General features: G+C 68.7%; 19 protein-coding genes and 1 tRNA gene. 10 read left to right on the top strand and 10 right to left on the bottom strand.

The genetic code is table 11. The annotated features are described in order from the left end of the window. Positions 1-972: 972 nt before the first annotated feature. The 3 genes from ACQP17_RS35400 (at position 973) to ACQP17_RS35390 (ending at position 2,151) form a co-directional block, all read left to right on the top strand. A complete protein-coding gene (locus ACQP17_RS35400) occupies positions 973-1,509 on the top strand; it encodes a hypothetical protein (RefSeq protein WP_433860328.1) in 537 nt (178 codons plus the stop codon). Positions 1,510-1,585: 76 nt separating this feature from the next. Further along, on the top strand, positions 1,586-1,891 hold the full coding sequence (locus ACQP17_RS35395; protein ID WP_433860329.1) for a DUF6247 family protein: 306 nt from the start codon (positions 1,586-1,588) through the stop codon (positions 1,889-1,891). Further along, positions 1,888-2,151, top strand: a complete 264-nt coding sequence (locus ACQP17_RS35390; RefSeq protein WP_433860327.1) for a hypothetical protein — start codon at positions 1,888-1,890, stop codon at positions 2,149-2,151. Before ACQP17_RS35395 ends, ACQP17_RS35390 begins: the two co-directional genes overlap by 4 nt. 63 nt (positions 2,152-2,214) lie before the next feature. Here ACQP17_RS35390 and ACQP17_RS35385 read toward each other — a convergent pair whose 3' ends face one another. The 3 genes from ACQP17_RS35385 to ACQP17_RS35375 all read right to left on the bottom strand — a co-directional run bounded on the left by ACQP17_RS35385 (position 2,215) and on the right by ACQP17_RS35375 (position 5,013). After that, complete coding sequence (locus ACQP17_RS35385) at positions 2,215-3,267, bottom strand: DUF6292 family protein (RefSeq protein WP_433860326.1); 1,053 nt, start codon at positions 3,265-3,267, stop codon at positions 2,215-2,217. 274 nt (positions 3,268-3,541) lie between these two features. Then, positions 3,542-4,192 carry a hypothetical protein gene (locus ACQP17_RS35380; protein ID WP_433860325.1) on the bottom strand — a complete coding sequence of 217 codons (651 nt, stop codon included), beginning with the start codon at positions 4,190-4,192 and terminating at the stop codon, positions 3,542-3,544. Positions 4,193-4,506: 314 nt separating this feature from the next. Continuing rightward, complete coding sequence (locus ACQP17_RS35375; protein ID WP_433860324.1) at positions 4,507-5,013, bottom strand: hypothetical protein; 507 nt, start codon at positions 5,011-5,013, stop codon at positions 4,507-4,509. 437 nt (positions 5,014-5,450) lie between these two features. Here ACQP17_RS35375 and ACQP17_RS35370 point away from each other — a divergent pair, with 437 nt between their 5' ends. Continuing rightward, on the top strand, positions 5,451-6,296 hold the full coding sequence (locus ACQP17_RS35370; RefSeq protein WP_433860323.1) for a DUF5753 domain-containing protein: 846 nt from the start codon (positions 5,451-5,453) through the stop codon (positions 6,294-6,296). A gap of 5 nt (positions 6,297-6,301) precedes the next feature. Next, entirely contained in the window at positions 6,302-6,529 is a 228-nt protein-coding gene (locus ACQP17_RS35365; protein WP_433860322.1) for a DUF397 domain-containing protein, read from the top strand. A 63-nt stretch (positions 6,530-6,592) separates the two neighbouring features. Here the strand turns inward: ACQP17_RS35365 and ACQP17_RS35360 are convergent, their stop codons facing one another. The 3 genes from ACQP17_RS35360 to ACQP17_RS35350 form a co-directional block, all read right to left on the bottom strand. Further along, positions 6,593-7,333, bottom strand: coding sequence for a hypothetical protein (locus tag ACQP17_RS35360; protein WP_433860321.1), 741 nt, complete (start codon positions 7,331-7,333; stop codon positions 6,593-6,595). After that, positions 7,333-12,069: a hypothetical protein gene (locus ACQP17_RS35355; protein WP_433860320.1), complete on the bottom strand. Its 4,737-nt coding sequence runs from the start codon at positions 12,067-12,069 to the stop codon at positions 7,333-7,335. Before ACQP17_RS35355 ends, ACQP17_RS35360 begins: the two co-directional genes overlap by 1 nt. A gap of 264 nt (positions 12,070-12,333) precedes the next feature. Then, positions 12,334-12,474, bottom strand: coding sequence for a hypothetical protein (locus ACQP17_RS35350; RefSeq protein WP_433860319.1), 141 nt, complete (start codon positions 12,472-12,474; stop codon positions 12,334-12,336). Between the two features lie 339 nt (positions 12,475-12,813). On the opposite strand from ACQP17_RS35350, the gene ACQP17_RS35345 reads away from it, so the two are divergent. After that, the gene (locus ACQP17_RS35345; RefSeq protein WP_433860318.1) at positions 12,814-13,521 is read left to right on the top strand and encodes a hypothetical protein; all 708 of its coding nucleotides are present in this window, start codon (positions 12,814-12,816) and stop codon (positions 13,519-13,521) included. Positions 13,522-13,716: 195 nt separating this feature from the next. Here ACQP17_RS35345 and ACQP17_RS35340 read toward each other — a convergent pair whose 3' ends face one another. Then, positions 13,717-14,034 (bottom strand): hypothetical protein, encoded by a 318-nt coding sequence (locus ACQP17_RS35340; RefSeq protein WP_433860317.1) that lies wholly within the window; start codon positions 14,032-14,034, stop codon positions 13,717-13,719. Then, a complete protein-coding gene (locus tag ACQP17_RS35335) occupies positions 14,031-14,261 on the bottom strand; it encodes a hypothetical protein (RefSeq protein ID WP_433860316.1) in 231 nt (76 codons plus the stop codon). Before ACQP17_RS35335 ends, ACQP17_RS35340 begins: the two co-directional genes overlap by 4 nt. A gap of 217 nt (positions 14,262-14,478) precedes the next feature. Here ACQP17_RS35335 and ACQP17_RS35330 point away from each other — a divergent pair, with 217 nt between their 5' ends. Together ACQP17_RS35330 and ACQP17_RS35325 are read left to right on the top strand one after the other, a co-directional pair. Further along, positions 14,479-15,270 (top strand): aminotransferase class IV family protein, encoded by a 792-nt coding sequence (locus ACQP17_RS35330; RefSeq protein WP_433860315.1) that lies wholly within the window; start codon positions 14,479-14,481, stop codon positions 15,268-15,270. 48 nt (positions 15,271-15,318) lie between these two features. After that, positions 15,319-16,278, top strand: coding sequence for an SUMF1/EgtB/PvdO family nonheme iron enzyme (locus tag ACQP17_RS35325; RefSeq protein WP_433860314.1), 960 nt, complete (start codon positions 15,319-15,321; stop codon positions 16,276-16,278). 192 nt (positions 16,279-16,470) lie between these two features. Here ACQP17_RS35325 and ACQP17_RS35320 read toward each other — a convergent pair. After that, positions 16,471-16,545: transfer RNA gene (locus tag ACQP17_RS35320), tRNA-Leu, on the bottom strand. Positions 16,546-16,687: 142 nt separating this feature from the next. Next, positions 16,688-17,617, bottom strand: a complete 930-nt coding sequence (locus tag ACQP17_RS35315; protein WP_433860313.1) for a helix-turn-helix domain-containing protein — start codon at positions 17,615-17,617, stop codon at positions 16,688-16,690. A 279-nt stretch (positions 17,618-17,896) separates the two neighbouring features. Here ACQP17_RS35315 and ACQP17_RS35310 point away from each other — a divergent pair, with 279 nt between their 5' ends. Both ACQP17_RS35310 and ACQP17_RS35305 read left to right on the top strand, forming a co-directional pair. Then, positions 17,897-18,682, top strand: a complete 786-nt coding sequence (locus tag ACQP17_RS35310; RefSeq protein WP_433860312.1) for a hypothetical protein — start codon at positions 17,897-17,899, stop codon at positions 18,680-18,682. Then, positions 18,679-19,128 carry a hypothetical protein gene (locus ACQP17_RS35305; RefSeq protein ID WP_433860311.1) on the top strand — a complete coding sequence of 150 codons (450 nt, stop codon included), beginning with the start codon at positions 18,679-18,681 and terminating at the stop codon, positions 19,126-19,128. Before ACQP17_RS35310 ends, ACQP17_RS35305 begins: the two co-directional genes overlap by 4 nt. Positions 19,129-19,144: the final 16 nt, after the last annotated feature.

Raw genomic sequence — 19,144 nt, 5'->3', positions numbered from 1 at the left:
GCGGCAGGTTTTCAATTCCCCAATCCGCTTCGCGGATTGGGGAATTCTTTCAGGGAGTGTGAGGGGGTGCGCGCATTCTCTGGTCCGGCAGGATGAAGCGTGGTTGACGGCTTACGGGCCTTTGTGAACTGGCGCCGACTGGTGGCCGGTTGTGACGGCGGGCCAGCGGCTGGTGGGGTCAGATGGTGCGGGGTGGTGGTGAGTTGGTGTGGGCTCGTTGGTGTGGGTGTATGGGGGCCTTTTTGACGGGTGGTAGGCCGGTAGGCCAGGGGTGGGGTGAGGTGGTGTTTGTGCTGGTCAGAGGCGTAATTTGGGGGTGGCCTACTGGCCTACCGGCTGTAGGCCAGTAAGAGTTGGGCCCCCAGTTCAGTGCCTCAGGGGGCAACTCCGCGGGCGCCGGCCTCAGCTGAACCCTCTACGGATCCACCCAACGCGTTATGTCTGAGACCTGATGATTTGAAATCAGATGAGGCTTTCGCCCTGAGTCGGCTTTCGTGCGGGGTGGTGGTGAGTTGGTGTGGGCTCGTTGGTGTGGGTGTATGGGGGCCTTTTTGACGGGTGGTAGGCCGGTAGGCCAGGGGTGGGGTGAGGTGGTGTTTGTGCTGGTCAGAGGCGTAATTTGGGGGTGGCCTACTGGCCTACCGGCTGTAGGCCACGCTGAGGAACGGCCCGTCGTCCGCACCGCGTTGCCGCTACGGGAGGGATCTCGGTGGAGATGAGGGCCACCTGGTTCGAGTTACGTCGCAGCGGTCGGCGCGACCAATGACGGACAGTTCCGACGACTCACCGTGGACCTCCCTGCGGAATACGCGCGATGCCTGTTCTCGACCGCGCCATCGGGTCAGCTGTCAGGAAATGCGCGGGATCATCGCTGAAGGGTTAAGGATGCCTATTTTCAGGACGGCGATGCCCGCGGTATGGGACTCTCAGAGTTGAAATCAATGACCCTGGATTACTGAAAGAGGTAGTTTAGTGAGCATCGAATCCCCGGCCATCGACCGCGACGCAGTCCGCATCGCCGACGCGTTGCTGGGCAGCCCGCACATCGTTGCTGCCGACGCCGAACTCGGAGAGGACACCGTTCGGTTCACCACTGTGACCGGTCTCAACGGCACTCTCACGCTGCTGGATGCGGAGCCGACGGACGACGACTTGCTGCCCGGTCCGGTGCTCACCGAGTCCCTCGCCGCAGCGATCCTGAACGCCCCGCACTTTGTGGTCGCGACCCCTGATTCCCCGCGCGAGGACACCATCACCATCCAGACCCGGGGCGGCGTCCGTCACCTCCTGGTGCTGGGACTCGGCAGCAACGCCAGTGGCGAGCAGGCGCCGGACACCCCGGCCGCTGCCGTCGCCGCCGCCGCGGAACAGCTCCTCATCAGTGACCCCAGCGACGCGGAGCGCGCGACGGCCGAGCTCCTCAACTATGTTGCAGGCACCTGGAATCGGCAGGATCTCCCGATGCGTCAGCACGCACAGGCCGTCGCCCGCAGCCTGCGCACCCGGTAGAAGGGATCCGCTCATGCCCGCGTCCATGGCCACCCGGCACGCGTACCGTGGCGGTACGACCCGCTGGGAGGACCAGATGAGCGCGCAGCCTGACCACGTCCCCGTCGCCCCGTACGCCCCCGCGCCGGGAGCTCCGGCCGAACTCCTCGCCCAGCTGCGCGCCGACCGGCGTGCGGACCGGTGGGTGCCGGCCTTCGAGCAGGAGTGGACGGCCGCGCTGGAGGAGTCCCGCAGGTCGTTCTCCCTCGCCGGGCTGTACGAGGTCGTCCAGGTCTGGCAGGCCCGCCTGGCATCCGCCCCGGCGGTCGACGCGTTCCTCGCCTCCGGCAAGGACGACTCGGGATTCGTGGACTTGGAGGAGATCAGGAGCAGGCGCCGGTGACTGGGCATCAGCCGTATGCGGTCCGCCTCTCCGCCCAGGCTGCGAAGGTGCTCGGCGTGCTGCCCGAGCGTGCTGAGCAGATGGTCTGGGACGTCCTGGACGCGGCGGCCGGCGCTCCGTGGGGCTACCCGCAGTGGGACGTCAGCGACCCGGAGGGCGAGGACGTGCGGATCGCGTCCGTCGGCCAGCTCTCGGTGATCTACTTCGCCAACCGCGCCCTGCGCCACCTGTCCGTCCTGGACATCATCTGGCTCGGATAGCCACCTGGGAAAGGCCCCGCCCCGGCAACTGCCAGAGGTCGGGGCCTTTCGTGTGTGTGCTGGTCAGGTGTGTGAACACCCACCTTCAGTGCGGGGGTAGTTGGTGCCCTTGCGGCGGTCGAGAACTGCTGCCGCGATCTCCTCGGCCTGGGGTGTGACGCTTTGCCCGAGGTAGCGGATCCCTTCGCCGGCTGGCGGTCGCCCGGCGGCCTTACTGGGGATGGGGTGGCGGCGGCTGGGGCTGGTGAACCAGCCGTACTGCTCATGCCAGACCAGGGCGGCGACCGCCGTGTCAGGTCCAAGAGTCAGGCTGACGCACGCCTGGCCGTCGTCTCCGACGCGTACGGCCGGCTCCCCAGGAGTGATGCCGGCTGCGGTCAGTGCTTGGGTGACTGACGCGAGGTAGGGCCGGATGTTGTGGGCGCGGTGGTATGCCTCGGCGAGGGTTACGGCCCTGCGTACAGCCTTGGCCGGGTACCCGAGCTCCGTAGCGACGTCCACGGCTGAACGGCCTGGACGGTCTCGTAGGCGCTCGGCGATGCGCTGGGCGCGCAGTTGCCCGAGGGCGGTCTGGGCGGTCTGTAGGTGGACGCCCAGGGCCTCCGCGACGGCTTTTCCGGTGACTGCCGGGTCTGCGTCGAGCAGTGGAGCGGTACGGGTGTGCATCATGTCGCGGGGGACGAGGTCGCCAGCGCCCTTGGGGCGGCTGGTGCCGGCTGCGTAGCCGGGGCGGGCGGCCTTCCAGGCCAGGATGGTGCCGCGGGGCCAGTGCTCAACTCCCTTGACGCGGACCATGCGGCTGGCGAGGGAGGGAGCGGCCTTGTACGTATCCCAGGAGGAGGGCTTGACCCCTACTGTGGTGGCGGCTTCGTTGCGGTCGAGGAGATCGCTGTCGTCGTCCAGCTCCGGGAGGCTGGGGATCGGGGTGCCGGCGTTGTAGGCATCGGTTTGGGCGCCGTCCCAGAGCAGGACTTTCGCGTGCTCGGAGCTGATCGGTCGAGGATGGCCGGGGGCACGGTGCAGCTGTCTGTTGCTGAAGGTGCCTTTGCTGAGGCGACGGCCGGCGGCGAGGTCGGCGATGGTGCGGACGAGGTGCTGGCGTCCGGCGCGGATCATCGGAACTCCAGGAGGCTGCGGCCGGGCAAAGGGGTATTACGAGAAAACGATACTAGAGTTCCGCAACGCGCAGAGGGGAGAGTTTGAACCAACGAAAACGGCTCATGCCCCTCCACTGATCGGGAGGTACGGCATGAGCCGGAGGTCGTGTGTGCAGAAGCAGCTGGCCTCATGAAGGAAACGACGCCCCGATACGAGAGTTACGGGTGGACGCGCCGACTGTGGTCGGCCCCGTGGGGCCGACGCTCGCATGGACGACGACAGGGGCCTTGGTCTACGCGGCGAGGTTGTACAGGTCGTGCACTGGGGTGACGCCGTGCAGCTGGATGACCTGGCGGTGAGCGAGCGTCCAACGGATGCGGGGCTCGCCGTATTCGATGGGCGTCAGTTTCTGCCCGTCCGGGTGTGGCAGCGGGTGGAGGGTGCGGGGGTCGTAGATGGCGCCCGCCACGCCCCAGATGGGGGCGTACTCCGCCCACACGGCCGTCCATCCCTGCCGCAGGCGCGGGCAGTATTCCACTGCGCGGGGTGCGCATTGGCTGCACACGGGCGGGGCGGCGGTGATGCTCCCCTCGCCGATCGGCCCGTGGGCCGCGGGCAGGAGGTAGAGCGCTCGATTGTGGCCTTGGAGCACGGCGGAAGCTCGGCACATCTGGCACAGACTGTGGAGGATGGCCCGGCGCTGGCGCATGGCGTGGACGGTGTCGAGCCGGGCGCGCCCCTTGCCGCGTGCCAGGGGCTGACGGACCCACAGCGCGCCGTGCTCGTCGCGGTCGTACAGCGTCTCCTGCTCGGCGGTGAACGCGAGCCGCGGCCCTCCGGGGAGACGGCGGACGACCAGCCTCGGTGTCACGGACCGCTCCAGACTCCAGCGGGCAATGTACGGCACGGGTAGCCCGTCCTGGGTGTACTGCTGAGAGGTCACGTCTGGTCCTTCGGTGGCTGGTTGTTGGTGGGGTGGAGGGCCTGGAGCGCCCGGCCTGGGCCCTCCACCTGTCAGTTGTCCCCCAGCCCTGGGGGAAGGGCTGGGGGACAACTGGGCATCCCGGCGCGTGGCGCTCAGGGGATGCCTGCCTGCCGCCATTTCACGGGGTGGCGGCAGGGGCTGGGGTGCCTGGTGTGGGGTGGGCATTGGCATGCAGGGCCACATCGATCTGAACGGCGGCTGGGCTGTGTGGGGCGGTCTCCGGGTTCCGGGCCTGGGCCAGACGCTCGCGTAGCTCATCGCAGCGTGGGCATTCACCGGGTCGCAGCACGGCCGAACACCGCCTTGTCCATGAGGTCCTCGGCGGCCGCGGCGTGGTCGCGGACCGATGCCTGCGCTGCCCGGTAGAGGTCCGGGAGCGGTGTGTGCCGGGGCACGGTGATCAGCGGCGGCACGATCCATGAGCGGCCGCAGACGGCGTGGCGGCCGGTCGGCACCGTCACGTCCGGGGCCGGCCACCGGATGTGTCCGGTGGTGGCCAGCCGGACCGTGGGCTGCGGCTGCACCTGGCGGTGTCCGCACGGTGTCAGGAACTCGATCGCGGCTCGGGCGGGGCAAAAGAGCACCGGGCCTAGCGTCGTGCCGCGCTCGCTCAGTGAATCGATCATGGCCTGACCGATCGGCACGGTCACCCGGAACACGTGCCAGAGGCGCCCTATCGGCACCTCTGCGGCCCGGCCGGTGACCCACGCCGTGCGTACCTCGGCTTCGTCTGCGCCGGCTTCCACGGCCCAATTGAGGGCGCGGTCATGGTGGTTCACCGGGCCTCCTTGTGGGCGGGGCACACCCGCACGTTCCAGGTGATCGTCTGGCCTGACGGCGCCACCGTCCGTACGGTGCCGGCCGGCGTCAACGGGCCGCCGCGGCCGCGCCTTTGCCCACACACGATGCAGGCGTCTCCCTGGAGCCGAGCAAGCTCTGGAAGGTCGGCTAACCGGTACTCGCGGGTCTTCGCTGCCATAGAAGCTCCTCACCGCGCGGCCCGGAGTCAACAGCGGGCCACTGGATCACTACATCCCGTAGCGCGGACCTCATTAGAGTGCGCTATGCAATCCCATGAGACAAGTACAAGGTGGAATCTCACCCGTATTGGGTGGTGTCTGGAAGGGGTGACGGGGTGGCTGACCGGCAGCAAAGCGATAGGGCAGACTTGCAGCGCGCAAATCCATCAAGGAAGCGACGGCGGAGAGGGGGGCCGATGAGCGACGCGAACGGGCCGACCGTCCGACGGCGGCGCCTGGGCGGAGAGCTGAGGCGCCTGCGGGAGCGTGCACAACTGGACCAGGCCGACGCGGCCACCGAGTTGGAGTGCTCCACCTCCAAGATCAGCCGCAGCGAAAAGGGGCTGGGCCTCCTCAAGGCGATGGAGATGGACCGCCTCCTCAACCTCTACGGCGTCACCGATTCCGACGAGCGCGCCAAGCTGCACGCGATCCGACGCGCAGCCAGCGAAAGCGGCTGGTGGGAACAGGACCAGTACGAGGAAGTCCTGCCGTCCGGCCTGGGCGTCTACGGCGGCCTCGAATACGACGCTCGACAGGTGCAGGCATGGGAATTGGGCCTGGTACCGGGGCTGGTGCAGACCCCGGACTACGCACGGGCTCTCTTCACCGGCTCGTCCGATGTTGACCGCCTGGTCGACGTACGCATGAAGCGGCAGGCTCGGCTGACGGACGGCGCCAATCCCCTGGAGCTCTGGGCGGTGATCGACGAGTTCGCGCTACGGCGCCCCATCGGCGGGCGTGACGTGATGCGCGAGCAGATCGCCGCGCTCGCAGCTGCGGCAGAGCGCCCGAACATCACTATCCAGGTGTATCCGGTCGACAAGGCGTATCACCCCGGCCTTCGAGGCTCGTTCACGATCTTGGATTTCGGGCACTCCGACCCGCAGATCGGGTACGTGGACTCGCCCGCCGGCAACAGCTTCCTGGAGCGTGCCAAGCAGGTTCACGCTCTGACGCACACCTTCGATCGCCTCAAAGCGGGTGCGCTCGATATCCCAGAATCCGCGGCGCTCTTGAACAGCCTCGCCGCAAAGGAGTAGTAGCCATGGACAACCCGACCCCGCCCACCGTCGATTTTGACTCGCTGACATGGATCAAGGCGAGCGCGAGCAGTGACCAAGGGGCCTGTGTCGAACTCGCTGCGGCCCCGCGGGGTTGGGTGGCGCTGCGCGATAGCAAGCACCCCGACCGGGAACCGCTCATGTTCACGCCGGCGGAGATGACGGCGTTCCTCGCCGGCGCCAGGGCCGGGGAGTTCGATCACCTCGCCTGATCGCGGCACATCGAAGGGCCGGGCCCGGATCACGTGATCCGGGCCCGGCCCTTTCCGTGTTGGTCAGCTGGGGAACGTGCCGCCGGATCCGGCGCCGAACTCCTTGATCTGCATGCCCCTGAATTCCTCGAAGTTCCAGCCGGTACCGGGCGCGTAGTGCTGGCCGAACGCGTCGGAGAGCTTGTCGGCCGTCGCCTGGTCGTTGCCGCTCAGGAACGCCTGGGTGGGCTCGGCCATGACGTCGTCGCGGAAATTCAGGTTGATCTCCCTCCAGCGCTCGTCACCACGGCGGCCGGTGTCGACCTTGACCTTCGCGCTGATCGACAGGTGCGCGCCGCTGTGGGAGATGCGGGCAGCGCGCCGGGAGCTCATGGCCTGCTGGCGGGCGGTGGGTGAGCTGATGACCTTGTCCCGCAGCTGGGCCTGGGCGCCCTTGGGCTTCTTCTCGACCTCGTGCTTCGAGGCGGCCTTGTCCGTCAGCTTGGCGATGTGCGCTGCCTGGCGCTTGCCGATCTCCTCGCCCCGACGCTCCTTGCGCAGCCACCCCTGGAGGGTGCGCGGCTTCACGCCGGCTGCGCGGGCGGCCTCCTTGACGCCGCCGTACTCCCTGACCGCATCGGTGGCCGTCTTCGGGATGGCGGCCTCCTCCTTGCGGATCCAAGCACGGACGGTGCTGGGTGCCCGGCCGACCACGCGGGCGGCCTCGGTGACGCCGCCGAGCAGGCGCACCTGCTCACGCAGGGACCTGGGCACGTCACCGATCCACGCGCGCCAGAACACCTCGCCCTGATTCTTGGCTGCCATCAGACGGCCCTCCAGTCCTCAGGAGCGGTGAAGGCGCTGGCGGTCGGGAACCACCCCTTGCCGGGGCGGAGCTTGGCGAAGATGTCCTCGGCGAGCGCGGCCCCCTCGGGCTTGAAATGCCCCAACTTGTCTTCCATCTTCAGGCCCGGCACGGCGGTGGTGAAGTCGGGGTCATCGACGACGTAGAAGAGACAGTCGGTCTTGGCCGCGATCGGCCAGAGGCCGGCTTCCTTGCCGACGCGGACGATCGCGCGGGTGAGGTTGGCCTGCTGGGCGGCCATGGCGGCCTGCTGCACGTACGGCATGAAGGTGACGGCGTCCGGCGTGCCGGTCTTCGGGTTACCGCGCAGGTGGTCGCTGTTGAACAGGCCGATGGAGTGGGTGTAGCAGTCCTTGAGGGTGGCGGTGACGGTCTCGTCGGCGGTGGGGGCGAGGGTCTTGCGGGCGGTGGAAAGCTGCCGGTACCAGGGCTCCAGCATCCGGTAGTGGTCCGGCCAGACCCATGCCTCGGCGACCTCGATGTCGGCGCCCAGGTCCTTCTGTGCGTAGGCGAGGGTGGGCGTGGCGTACAGCCGCATCTCGCCGTCGGCCGGGCGGGGGCCGAACGGGTCGAAGGTCATCCAGTTGTCCCAGGCGGGCATCTTGGCCAGCCACATGCCGGGGATCTTCGGGTCGAACTCGACGTCGCCCGTGCGGTGTTCGACGGCGCCGCGGCCGACTGCCAGGGAGCTGCACACGGGCAGGTACGAGGCGCGGGTGTCGAAGGCCAGGACGTAGCGGCGCTTGAGCTCCTCCTTCGTGGGCTGGCGGTCCCAGACCTTGGCGACGTAGAGGTTCCGGCGCTCCATCAGGACCTTCGGAGTCTCCGTGCGGACCAGCGGATCGGCGCGGCGGCCGGACTTGGGGCGCAGCGCCTGGAGCAGCTCGTGACCGGTAGCGCCAGCGGAACGGCGGTAGGTGACGCCGATGGTGTCGGCCAGCTGCTGCACGCGCTGGGCGAGGAGCGCGGGGGTGGGGTCGTCCTCCAGGAAGCGGTCACCGAAGGGGAGCGCATGCGGCACGATCACGAGCTGCGCCGAGATGTTGTGACCACCGTCCGGGCGCTCGCGCCAGATCCGCAGCGGTGTACCCCAGCGGTTGACGGTCCAGCCCTCGGCCTGGGCGCGGGCGAGGAACGGGTGGGCGAGGTGCTCGGCGAGATAGGCGCGGCGCTCGTCGGCCGGGCCGTCTTCGGGGATCGGCAGCTGGAGGGCTTCGGCGAGGGCGGTGGTGATGTAGATCTGGCCGTCGTCCGGGCGGTGCTTGGCGGAGGCGCCGGATCCGCGGGCGGCCCCGCCGTGCCCCAGGCCCAGCTCGTCGACGAGCTGCGCGAAGCGGCCCGCGTGCAGTTCGGACAGCGGCGGGAGCGGCGCCACCTCTCCGTCGGGAAGGTGCAGGCCGTCAACGTCGGCCACAGCCACGGCCGCCCGCCACGGCGTCGTGATGGCCGGCTCCCGCTCGTCGTCCTCGTCCGGGGCCGGGCCGTCGTCCGGCTCCTGGGCGTGCATCTCGTCGGCCTGCGACGTGGGCGCGTCGGCGGTGGGGTGCGCGTCGTCCACCGTGGTGGAGACGGCGTGCGGCACAGGTGCAGGAGCTGCGGCGGGTGCCTGCGGCGCGGACTGCTCGGCGGGCAGCTCGGTCTGCACGGGCTCGGCCTGCGCGGCCGGGACGGTCGGCTCCTCGGCGGCCGCCGAGGCCGGGGTGGTGGTCAGGGCGGAGAGATCGAAGAGCGGGTCGGCCTGCGGGGCGGGCGGGGCCGGCGGCCGCGCGGGCCCGGCGCTCTGTCCGGGGTCGTCACCGTCGGAACCCTCGTCCAGGGCGCTGGCAGGCATGTCCCACACCCGGCGGCGGCCGCCGGGCATCGGCCGGCGCGCCTTGACCCACCGCCCGTTCTTCGCCGTCTCGAACTCCACGGCGATCACCCCTGCCTGGCGCAGTGCCTCGGTGAGCACGTTGGAGGTGACGGTGAAGCTTTCTTGCAGCTCTGCGGCCATCCGCAGGGCAATGCGGGTGGCCTGCTGGTGGTCGAGCCACAGACGCTCCTGCGGCTGCCCGTCAGGGCCCTTGACGGTGGTGACGACGCCCAGCTGGACACCGCCGGCCCGCAGAACGGGACGGCCAGGGTTGGCGGGGTCTTCGGCGGAGTTGTCCAACACGCTCCACCCGTAGCGCAGGGCGGTGTCCTGGGCGGCAGGGCACTTCCCGTCAGGGCCGACGAGGTGGGCGTGCCTGCCGTTGAGGGCGGTGGCGAGATAGCCGAGCAGTCTCCTGTGCATGGTCGCGTTCTCCAACAAATTGCGCTCGCGGTCGCAGGCATCGAGGAGGGCGTTCCAGGCGGTTGCCCACCAGCCCGCGGTCTCCTCGGGTGTGGCTACGCCGGTCTCGACGAGGTAGCGCAGCAGCATGTGCCAGCCGGTAGCGAACTGGCCGAGGTGCTCGGCGGGGCGGTCTCCGGCGTAGAGGCGCAGCTGGCTGGCGTAGTCGTTGGCGAGCTTGCGGACGGTGACGGTGTGCTGCTCGTAGCTGGCCGCGATCCACTGGATGTAGGAGGACATCAGCAGCGCGCAGTTGGCAGCGAACTCCGGGGCGGACATCCGGGCCAGTTCGTCGATGTCGATTTCGGCGCGCGACATCTGGATGGTCAGCATGCGCTGCTGGGCGGACTCGGTCGAGGCGAGCACCTCGCTGGTCTGGATGAGGGAGCCGCGGGGGCCGCGCTGGTCGTCCAGCTCCAGCTCGCCGTCGACCTGCTTCATCCGGACGCGGCCTTCCCCGTTGTACTGGGTGCGACCCATGCGCGAGGTGCGCACGGAGGCGTCCTTGACGGACTTGTCAGGGGCGCTGTCGTCGCCCATGACAAGCGCGTCTTTCATCCGGTAGAGGACTTCGGTGGTGCCCAGCTGGGTGGAGCCGGTGTCGCTGATCGACAGCAGCGACTCGTTGCGGTCGAGGTCGGGAGCGAAGTGGCGCAGCACCAGGGTGCCCACACCGGTCTTGCCGGACCCGGGCAGGCCGAACAGGCAGATCGAGGAGGGGCACCGGCCGAACGGCGCGCGGAAAAGGAGCCCCATCATGGCAACGGTGGCGAACTCGGGCGTGTGGGCCGGGATGGAGAGCGAGTCCTCGACGGCGGCGCGGATCCGGTCGGGGTCGGTGGTCGGGGCGGGCAGGCCCATCAACGACAGGCGACCGGGGAACCGGGTGCGCAGCGGGACGTGCCCGGCGGTGGTGATACCGCCGTCGGCGTGGACGTACATCCATCCGGCGTCGGTGCGGCGCCATCCGGTCGCGGCGTACACCGGGATGCGGATGGAGTCAGGAGACACCGACCGGATCGCGGTCGCGAGCTGTGCCGTGTTCGTTCGCGTGGCCGGGCGGTAGTAGACGTCGGTCCACGGAAGATCGTGCAGCCACGAGCCCTCGTCGAACGCCTTGCGGGTGACCCGCATCAGGGCGGGCTGGTCGAGCCGCTTGGGGTGGACGAGCTGCAGAACGTAGCCGGTGGTCGGCTGCGGATCTTCGACATCGGCGAGCGCCTGGTCCTCGTCGGCATCCGCACTGGGGCCAGCTGCCTTGCCCGGCTTGTCGGTCGAGGCTTCGCCCAGGTCGCGGGTCTCGACGCGGATGATCGTCGCGGAGCAGCCGAGGACGGTGTCGAAGGTGACGTCGAACTGCGGGCGACCATCCTCGTCTTCCCCGGCCGGACGGCGGGTGACCTTCACGATCTCCCCGTGCCGGATGGCGTACTCGTCGCGCCGGTTGGGCTGCCCCTTGTCGCCAGGGATCGGCTCGCCCTCACTGAGGCTGTCGGCGGCCGCGGCGGCCTGGTGCTCGGTGTCCTGAGCTGTGGGGTGGGTGATGATCTCGGCATCGTCCAGCTCCGGGACGGGGACCAGGTCCTCCACCCCCAGGCCGGCTGCGCAGTGCTCGACGAGGTCCGCGCCTTTGATCTCGACGGGCGTCTGGAGCACGGTGACGGAGGCGGCGTCGGCCAGCAGCGCGTCACGCGCCTCACGCGCCGACTTGTAGCCGGCCGTGTCGCGGTCGGCCAGGATCACGACGTGCTGGCCTGCGAGCAGCGGGGTGTGGTCCGGATCCCAGCGCGAGGATCCGGAGCCGGGCTTGGTGGTGCCCAGCAGGCCGAGGGCCTCGGCGGCCTCGACGACGCGTTCGCCCTCCCCCAGGTAAACCGTGGATCCCTTGGGTGCGGCGGCCAGCTCGGGTGCGCGGTAGAGCGGGGGGTTTTCGGGCATCGCCCATTCGGTGCCTGAACCGTCGGCCTTGGTGCGGTTCCAGACGATCCGCTTGGCGGGCTTGGCGTCGTTGGCGCGGCAGACCGCGCAGCCGGTGCATTCGCGCCTAACCTTGTGGCCGACGAGCTCACCTTCGACGGTCGGGTACGCGTAGCGGGCTACCTCAGCGAACCGCCCGGTGCAGGTTGGCTTCTTCGGTGCCTTCTTCTTCGGGGCTGCCTTCGGCTTCGTGCCCGTACCGCGGGCGCGAGGAATCCGGCGGAAGGTCTTCTTCTCCTCGGGCATGGGGTCGTCGAAGAGGTCGGCCATGGTCATGCCCAGAGCGGCGACGACGTCCTCGGGAGGGCAGTAGCCATGGCAGTGCAGAACAGTTTTGCGGTCGGCGGGCTTGTAGTCGATCGCGAGGCTGGGAGTTCCGTCTTCGTGCGCGGGGCACTGGAACATAGCCTTATGCTGTTTCACGTATGCGGAGCGTGAGCCCGACTGCTCCAGAGCGGAGATAATTCGGGCAAATGAGGCCGCCGTCTCGGCAGCGGAGAGGTGCATGGGTATCCTCAAGCTGTTGGGCAGACAACGCACCGCGTCGCTGGTGAGGCGACAAGCGCAAAGTCTCGAACGTTGAAGGCGTTGGGTAGACACGCAAGGTGTGCGGTCAGCTTCGCTACTGGGTCTCCGGGTGGTGCCGGGGGCCCAGTAGCATTTACGGGCTCATGCGGCAGTCTCCTGTTGGTGGGCGCGGCGGGTGCGGCGCCGGTTGGCGCGCACTATCCGCAGCTGATCCTGAGTGCGGTGAGCCAGCGTCTCGTCCGAGCGATGCAGCTCGATCAGGGCTCGCAGGTAGTCGGCCATGGACCCCCCGGTCGCGTCTGTGCCATCGGTGAGCGCCCTGAACTGATCTGATGTCAGGTCCAGCGTGACGCGGTGCGGGAAACTCGGGCGTCGGGCGTTAGTCACAGATACTCCTCCCTCCATGCGTACAGACAATCAATGACCCTATTACGATCTGTGGTTGTCAAGAAACCCTGGGCGGCGTGTCGCACCAGAGATTTCAGAAGACATCACCCGCATCAACTGGCCACCCTGCCTGCGGGTATTGGCCCGGACCGGCATCGAGCCAGATTGTCGGACTCGCGTGGTGAGATAGGAAATGGGCGCTGTCCAGCCCAACGAGCGTGAGGGGGTGCGGGGATGACCGTGCAACGAGTGGTGAAGATCGCGGTGACCGACGACGGCGACGCCTGGGTGGACGGAGCGCGCCTTGCCTCCGAGCCGGGACGGAGCGCGGTGCAGGCCCGAGCGGCAGCACTGCGGGTAGTGGCGGAGATGGCGGACGATGGCCGGCCTCTGCGGGCGGATGCCTCCGAGCCGGACGGAACGCTGTGGCGCCTGGTGGTGCACAGCGACGGCCGCGTGGAGGACGCAGCTCAGGCATCGCAGCGTGCGGACGACCCGGTCGCGCGCACCGTGCCGGAGGACTACCAGGCCCAGCGGGACGTCATCGTCGCCGCGTGCCAGGCCGGCCGGAGCGCCGTTGCAGCGGCGCTCGCCGAGAGCCTGTGCCAGCAGGCGGCCGACGAACACGGCCGGACGCACCCCTATGCGCTTCAGGCGCGGGAGCTGTACGGGGTTGCGCTGTTGCAGGCGGGGGACGCAGCTGGGGCTTGCGAGGCGTATGTGGCGGCCGCCCGCGGCTGGGCGGGGCAGAACCGCACCGCGTATCAGGAGGCGCTGCGCCGGGCGTATGCGTGCTGGCAACGGGTGGAGGACCGGACGAGCTCGGTATGGCTCGGTGAGCAGGTCGTCAGCGTGGTGCGTGTGGGGGGAGAGGACGTGTCCGACATGCTGCGGGCGGCACTGACGCGCCTGGACCGCTTGCGGTCCGGCGTGAGCGTCTGAGTCGCTTCGCATGCTGGGCCTTTCAGGAAACCCCCCGGCGCCGGTCGGTGTTGGGCAGACATGCGCCGGGGGGCGTTCTTCTTGGTCGGCCCGCTGGTGTGGCGGGCCAGGACCCGGCGCGTGGCTGGATGTTGGGCAGACACTCGCGCCGGGGTCCTGCTGTGACGGGTCAGTGGTGAGCCGACCTGCCACGGGCTACTGCACGAGGTACTCGGGCACCCCGCTGGCGACGGATCCTGTGCGCTCCAGGAACGCCGCCTGTGCAGCCGCATCGGCATTGGACACCGCAGTGCGGACACCACGCAGAGCGGCGTAGAGCTGATCGAGCACCCGCTGGGCTTCGTCGAGCTGCGCGGCGGGCCCGCCGCTGCTCGGTGTCCACTCGCCGGCGGCGCCGGCCTGGCCCTCCGTGACCGCGTCCAGCGCGGCCAGGAGTTCACGCATGCGGCAGTGCACCTCGGCCAGATCCGCGCCGGTGTAGTCGTCGTCGGCCAGAGAGAGCGGTCTGATCATTTCGTCCTCCTGACGGCAGTGGTGTCCGGGTCGGGGCGTAGGTCGTCGAAGAACGGGTTCCACTCGGTCCCGCCGCCGTGCGGCCGTACCCAGGCGCGGTGGTACTGGCGCGGGTCATGGCCGGGAAATCCCAGAGCTGTCACTTCGCCGTACAGGTCGCGGACTTCGTCGTAGACGCGTGCGCCTGGGTAGATCCAGGCTGGAGCGTCCTGAGGGGTCGACTCCATCGACCGATGCGACGCCGCCCACTTGCGTGTGAGCGGCGTCACGCCGTCTGTGTCGTGAAGTGACATGAAATCCCCCGGTGTTTTTCGCCAGTACTCCAGGGTTCCTCGTGTCGTTACCAAGCGGAATGACTTAATGCTGCTGCAGCACCGAACTTGTACTGAACTTTGGCCGGTGAGCAGGCTGTTATCCCGGAGCGGGGGTGCAAGACTTGTGGCCATGATGGCTGAAATCAATGGGGTTGCCGTTACACCGAGCGACCTGCAGACCCTGGCCCTTGTGAACTACGGGCACTTCACGAGCATGAGGATGGACGAGAACCAGCGGGTACGAGGGCTCTCCCTCCATCTGGAGCGCCTGCGTCGTGACTGCCGGGCGCTCTTCGATACCGAGCTCGACCCTGAGCGCACCATCGAGTACGTACGGCACGCCGTCGGCGCGACGGCCGGTCCGGCCGTTATCCGCATCACGTGCTTCGACCCCCACCTGGAGATGGGACACCCCGGAAGCGACGCGAATCCGCAACTGCTCGTGACAATGCGCCCGGCCGGTGCCATGCCCCCGCCCCCGCTCCGCTCGGTGCGCTCGTTTGAGTTCTCCCGTGACACCCCAGAGGTCAAGCACATCGGGCTTTTCTCCCAACTGCGGCTGCGGCGCATCGCGCAGCGGTCCGGTGCGGACGATGCTCTCTTCGTCGAAAGGGACGGCCGGATCAGCGAAGGCGGCACGTGGAACATCGGCTTCGTCAGGGCTGACGGGACGGTCGTGTGGCCGGAGGCGCCCGTGCTGCCGGGAGTGACCATGCGCTTGCTGCAAGAGGCCCATCCCCGGACGGACACCGCACCGGTCACCCGGGCCGATCTGCCCCAGATGCGGGCCGCCTTCGCCACCAACACATCCATCGGTGTACGACCCATCGAGACCATTGACGACCACACCTTCGACACGGATGACGCGGTGCTCACCGAGCTGCACGAGCGCTACGTCGCTATCGAGGGCGAGAAGCTGTAGCGGGTGCTTTTGAACCGGAGTTGAGATGAACGACCAAGGGACGCGGGCATGCCAGTTGTGACGCAGTGGACCGGCCGGGAGGCCGCAGCGCTCAGGCAGGCGATGAGGCTGCCCATCGTCGACTTCGCCGCCCAGCTGCTCGTGAGCGATCGCATGGTCGTGAAGTGGGAACAGGGCGGCGCGGCGGTCGTACCGCGTATGGCGAATCAGGCCAGCTTGGACAGCGCGCTCGAAACGGCCGGCCCCGAGGTGCAGGCCCGCTTCATCGCGCTGCTCTCGCCGGCCGATGTCCCCCGCCAGGTGGTGGTCGATGTGGAGGAGGCACTGAGCCACCCCATCGGGCAGTACGTCCGCCACCCCCGCGACGGCAAGCTGATGGCGCACATCCCGGCCGGCATCTTCTTGGCGGGCCAGGACGGCGAGCCCACCTGGCTCGACGGATACTGGATCGACGCTCACCCGGTGACCAACGCGGACTATCAGCGTTACTGCTCGGCGACCGGCAGCACCACGCCACGTCACTGGGAGCAGGGGCCTTGCCCACGTGAGCTGTACGACCACCCGGTGGTCTGGATCAGCCACGAGCAGGCTGCCAACTACGCGCGGTGGGCCCGCAAGGAGCTTCCCACGGCGCTGCAATGGGAGAAGGCAGCCCGGGGGACCACCGGCAGTCCCTGGCCGTGGGGGACTCAGCGCACTCCCTCGAAGGCCAATGTGAAGGAGTCCGGCCTCGGCACGACCAGCAGCGTCTCGCGCTACCACTCCGGCGTCTCCGAATACGGCGTCTACGACCTCGTCGGCAACGTCTGGGAATGGTGTGCCACCGAGACCACAAAGGGCCGCTACGAGCTCAAGGGGGGCGCCTGGACGACCCCGATGTTCAGGGGCGAGCCGAGCATGTACAACGACGCAGACATCACCATGTCCGACGACGACACCGGGTTCCGGTGCGTCGCGCGAGTCGAGGACATGCCGACGCGGTTGCCGCCGAACCGTGACAACCGCTGACCCCGCCGCTGCGCCTGGTAGTTGTCCCCTTGGCCCCTCCCGCCGAACGGCGGGAGGGGCCAAGTCAGTACGGCCGGAGTCACCCTGGAATTGTTGACTGCGCTGGTGGCACCGGCATTGGGGGGCGCCTTCCCGACACCTGCTCATGAGGGTGATCGCCTCCCAGGTGATCAGCGGTTGATGGGGCTGTAGAGCCCGGGACGGGATTCGAACCCGCGCTTTGCGGTGTTTAAAGCCGCTGCGTCTTCCTGTTTGCGCCACCCGGGCGGCGGTCAAGTGATCAGGATTCACGAAACTTCACAGGACTACCGCTAGAGCTTTTTCACCGGAAAAAATCTCCCTCAAAAACCCCTTCCGCCAAGCATCAGCAACGTGATAGTGCGCCTTGCAACTCCTCGCCGCCCCGGGGTCAGGTGGTCAACGTGAGCGCGGTGCTGGCGAGGTGCCGACCTCGGGTTTGTCCCGGGTAGAAGGGGACGATCATGACGCGGAAGTTCGGTGACGACAGGGGCTCTGCCGCGCAGATGGCCACCCAGCCCGGGCCAAGGGTGGGGTGGAGGAGGGGCCGTACATGGCCGTCCGGGTGGACCTGGGTGGCGCAGCCGGTGGCGTAGAGGGGGCCGGTGCGCGGGTCGGCGCGGACGTCGTGCTCGATCGCGGCGAGGACCGGGTCGTCGGGCATGAGGGCGCGGGCCGCGCTGAGCTGCGGCAGGAGGTAGGGGGCCCATATGTCGCGCCAGCCGGTGAGGGCGCCTGGTATGCCGTGGTCACCTGGGATGTCGGGGTTGGGGAGGGTTCCACGGGCCTTGTCGTCGAGGAGCATCCAGCGGAGCATGTTCGCCGGGGGGCCTGTGTCCGGAAACAGGCCGGCGAACGTCTCGTTGTGGCAGACCAGGTCGTAGGAGGGGTCGGTTATGTACGCCATGTGGGATATGCCATGGATCACGTCGAACCAGCCGGGTACGACCTGGCCTGAGCGGGGGCGAAGGGTGGACGGCGGGTCCTCGCCCCGTGCGTAGCGGCACAGGGCGGTCCACTCTTGCTCGTTGAGCGCAAGGGTGAGGGCGACATCGCGAAGCAGGTCTATCGATGGGTTCTTATAGCGGCCGGTTTCGAGGCGCCCGTAGGTGCCGGCGGAGCGGTTGAGGAGTTCGTCCATCTGCTGCTGGGTGAGCCCGGCGGCTCGCCGTCCCTGGCGTTGGGGGCGCTGGAGGCCGTGTACCTCAGGGGCGATAAGGCTGCGGTGCGTTCTGAGCAGCTTTTGCAGGGCGGCGGCGTCCAAGAAGATCCCCAATATCACGTGGCGGCGAGCTGGGAAAATAATATTGTCAGCCATCATGGCGCCCTCATCCAGCCGCTCCCCGGAGGATGGCCGGAGCCGACGATGTACTGCTCGTATGCGCCGATGACGCGGTCGGTGCCGGTGGCGCGATGCAGGGCGGGAGCGTTCTTCAGGGCTGCGGCCGCAGCGCGCGTCGATAGCGCTGAGAGCCCCCGGCGGCTTGGAGTGGACCAGGCCCGCGGTTCCGTGAGGTGAACGGGACACGGTGACGCGTTTTCAAGCCAAGCACTGTAAAGCCACTTGCCATGTAAAACAGCTTTACAGCACTCTCGGTGTGTGAGGACGACACGAGACGACGCAATGGCGGCGCTGCGGACCTGGTCCGCGCCTGGCCGCCGGGCCGAGCTGCTCGAAGCCGCCTGGAACGCCGGGGAGACCACCATCTCCGCGCTTGCCGAGGCCGCCCGCATCAGCCGGCCAACCGTCTACGCAGACCTGCGGTGCCGGGGCATCGACCCCGACCAACGACACCACCAGGAGGACAAGTTGACGACCATCGCCATCGAGGGCATGAACGGCACGGAAGCTGACAAGCAGGCCGTCGGGGAGGGGCTGAGGCGCTACATCGCCCAGCACCCCGACGGTCGGGGCCTCGTCGAGGAAGAAGGCCGCCTGTTCTGCCTGCACCTGGCGCTGTACGCCTACAACCGCATCATCGAGGCCACGGCGAAGGAGGAGGCGACCCGGAGGGACAGGGACCGTGCACTGCATCAGGTCGAGATCCGCTGGGAGGCGCTGAGCACCGCGGCGAACTGGCACGCCGCCCATCACACCTACGTTGTCGCCGTTGACGCGGCCCGCACCGCCATCGATGCGTGGGAGTCCGCAGCCGCGGCATTGATGGATGCGCCCGCCATGCGGCGCGGCGTTGGCAACGACCGCGTCATCGAGGTGTACGAGCAGTACATCGTCGGCGCCGGCCACCCTCCGGTGAGCACGCCCGACATCATCGACGCCGCAGATGAGGCCGCCCAGCTGCGCGACCGTCTGGAGGCGACCCACGCCCGCCGCACGGCCCTGGCGGCCCAGACCCTCGGGCTCACGGAAGCGGGCGCCCGATGACCACCAACGAGCTCGGCAGTTGGAGGGATCGCTTCGCCATCGATGATGGCCGGCACCTGCCCGAGCTTGTCATCGACGAGGACGCTTCCACCGCCGCAGGCGCGGCGCAGTTCCGGGCCTCCTGCTCCTGCGGCCGGATGCCCAGCCTCCCCGCTGGCTCGCGGGACCAGGCGCTGGCCGTGCACCTCGCGCACGTCAAGACCAAGACCAGCGCGCCCAAGGGGCCCCAGTGGCTCCCCGAGGGTGCCCGCGTCATCATCCTCGCGGTGGCCATGCTGGCCGTCTGGGGCGCCTGCTACGCCGCCGGGGAGGTCATCACCCATGAGACCGCCCTCACCGGCACCCCCGCCAAGGCGGTCGTCCTCGGCTCCGTCATGACCGGCTTCAGCCTGGCCTTCGGCCTCATGGTGGCCACGCGGCACTACATCGCGCCCACCCGCGTCTGACGGCGTCACACAAGTC

The sequence above is a fragment of the Streptomyces kronopolitis genome (genome assembly GCF_050953795.1).
Classification (GTDB): domain Bacteria; phylum Actinomycetota; class Actinomycetes; order Streptomycetales; family Streptomycetaceae; genus Streptomyces; species Streptomyces kronopolitis_A.
This window is presented reverse-complemented; position numbering and strand designations above follow the sequence as displayed.

Excerpts from the sequence above, each read along its gene's own strand:
- ACQP17_RS35305 (WP_433860311.1), top strand. The coding sequence starts at position 18,679 with ATGACCACCAACGAGCTCGGCAGTTGGAGGGATCGCTTCGCCATCGAT.
- ACQP17_RS35370 (WP_433860323.1), top strand. The coding sequence starts at position 5,451 with ATGAGCGACGCGAACGGGCCGACCGTCCGACGGCGGCGCCTGGGCGGA.
- ACQP17_RS35325 (WP_433860314.1), top strand. The coding sequence starts at position 15,319 with ATGCCAGTTGTGACGCAGTGGACCGGCCGGGAGGCCGCAGCGCTCAGG.
- ACQP17_RS35335 (WP_433860316.1), bottom strand. The coding sequence starts at position 14,261 with ATGGAGTCGACCCCTCAGGACGCTCCAGCCTGGATCTACCCAGGCGCA.
- ACQP17_RS35350 (WP_433860319.1), bottom strand. The coding sequence starts at position 12,474 with ATGGCCGACTACCTGCGAGCCCTGATCGAGCTGCATCGCTCGGACGAG.
- ACQP17_RS35340 (WP_433860317.1), bottom strand. The coding sequence starts at position 14,034 with ATGATCAGACCGCTCTCTCTGGCCGACGACGACTACACCGGCGCGGAT.
- ACQP17_RS35355 (WP_433860320.1), bottom strand. The coding sequence starts at position 12,069 with ATGTTCCAGTGCCCCGCGCACGAAGACGGAACTCCCAGCCTCGCGATC.
- ACQP17_RS35345 (WP_433860318.1), top strand. The coding sequence starts at position 12,814 with ATGACCGTGCAACGAGTGGTGAAGATCGCGGTGACCGACGACGGCGAC.
- ACQP17_RS35365 (WP_433860322.1), top strand. The coding sequence starts at position 6,302 with ATGGACAACCCGACCCCGCCCACCGTCGATTTTGACTCGCTGACATGG.
- ACQP17_RS35330 (WP_433860315.1), top strand. The coding sequence starts at position 14,479 with ATGATGGCTGAAATCAATGGGGTTGCCGTTACACCGAGCGACCTGCAG.
- ACQP17_RS35385 (WP_433860326.1), bottom strand. The coding sequence starts at position 3,267 with ATGATCCGCGCCGGACGCCAGCACCTCGTCCGCACCATCGCCGACCTC.
- ACQP17_RS35315 (WP_433860313.1), bottom strand. The coding sequence starts at position 17,617 with ATGATGGCTGACAATATTATTTTCCCAGCTCGCCGCCACGTGATATTG.
- ACQP17_RS35360 (WP_433860321.1), bottom strand. The coding sequence starts at position 7,333 with ATGGCAGCCAAGAATCAGGGCGAGGTGTTCTGGCGCGCGTGGATCGGT.
- ACQP17_RS35395 (WP_433860329.1), top strand. The coding sequence starts at position 1,586 with ATGAGCGCGCAGCCTGACCACGTCCCCGTCGCCCCGTACGCCCCCGCG.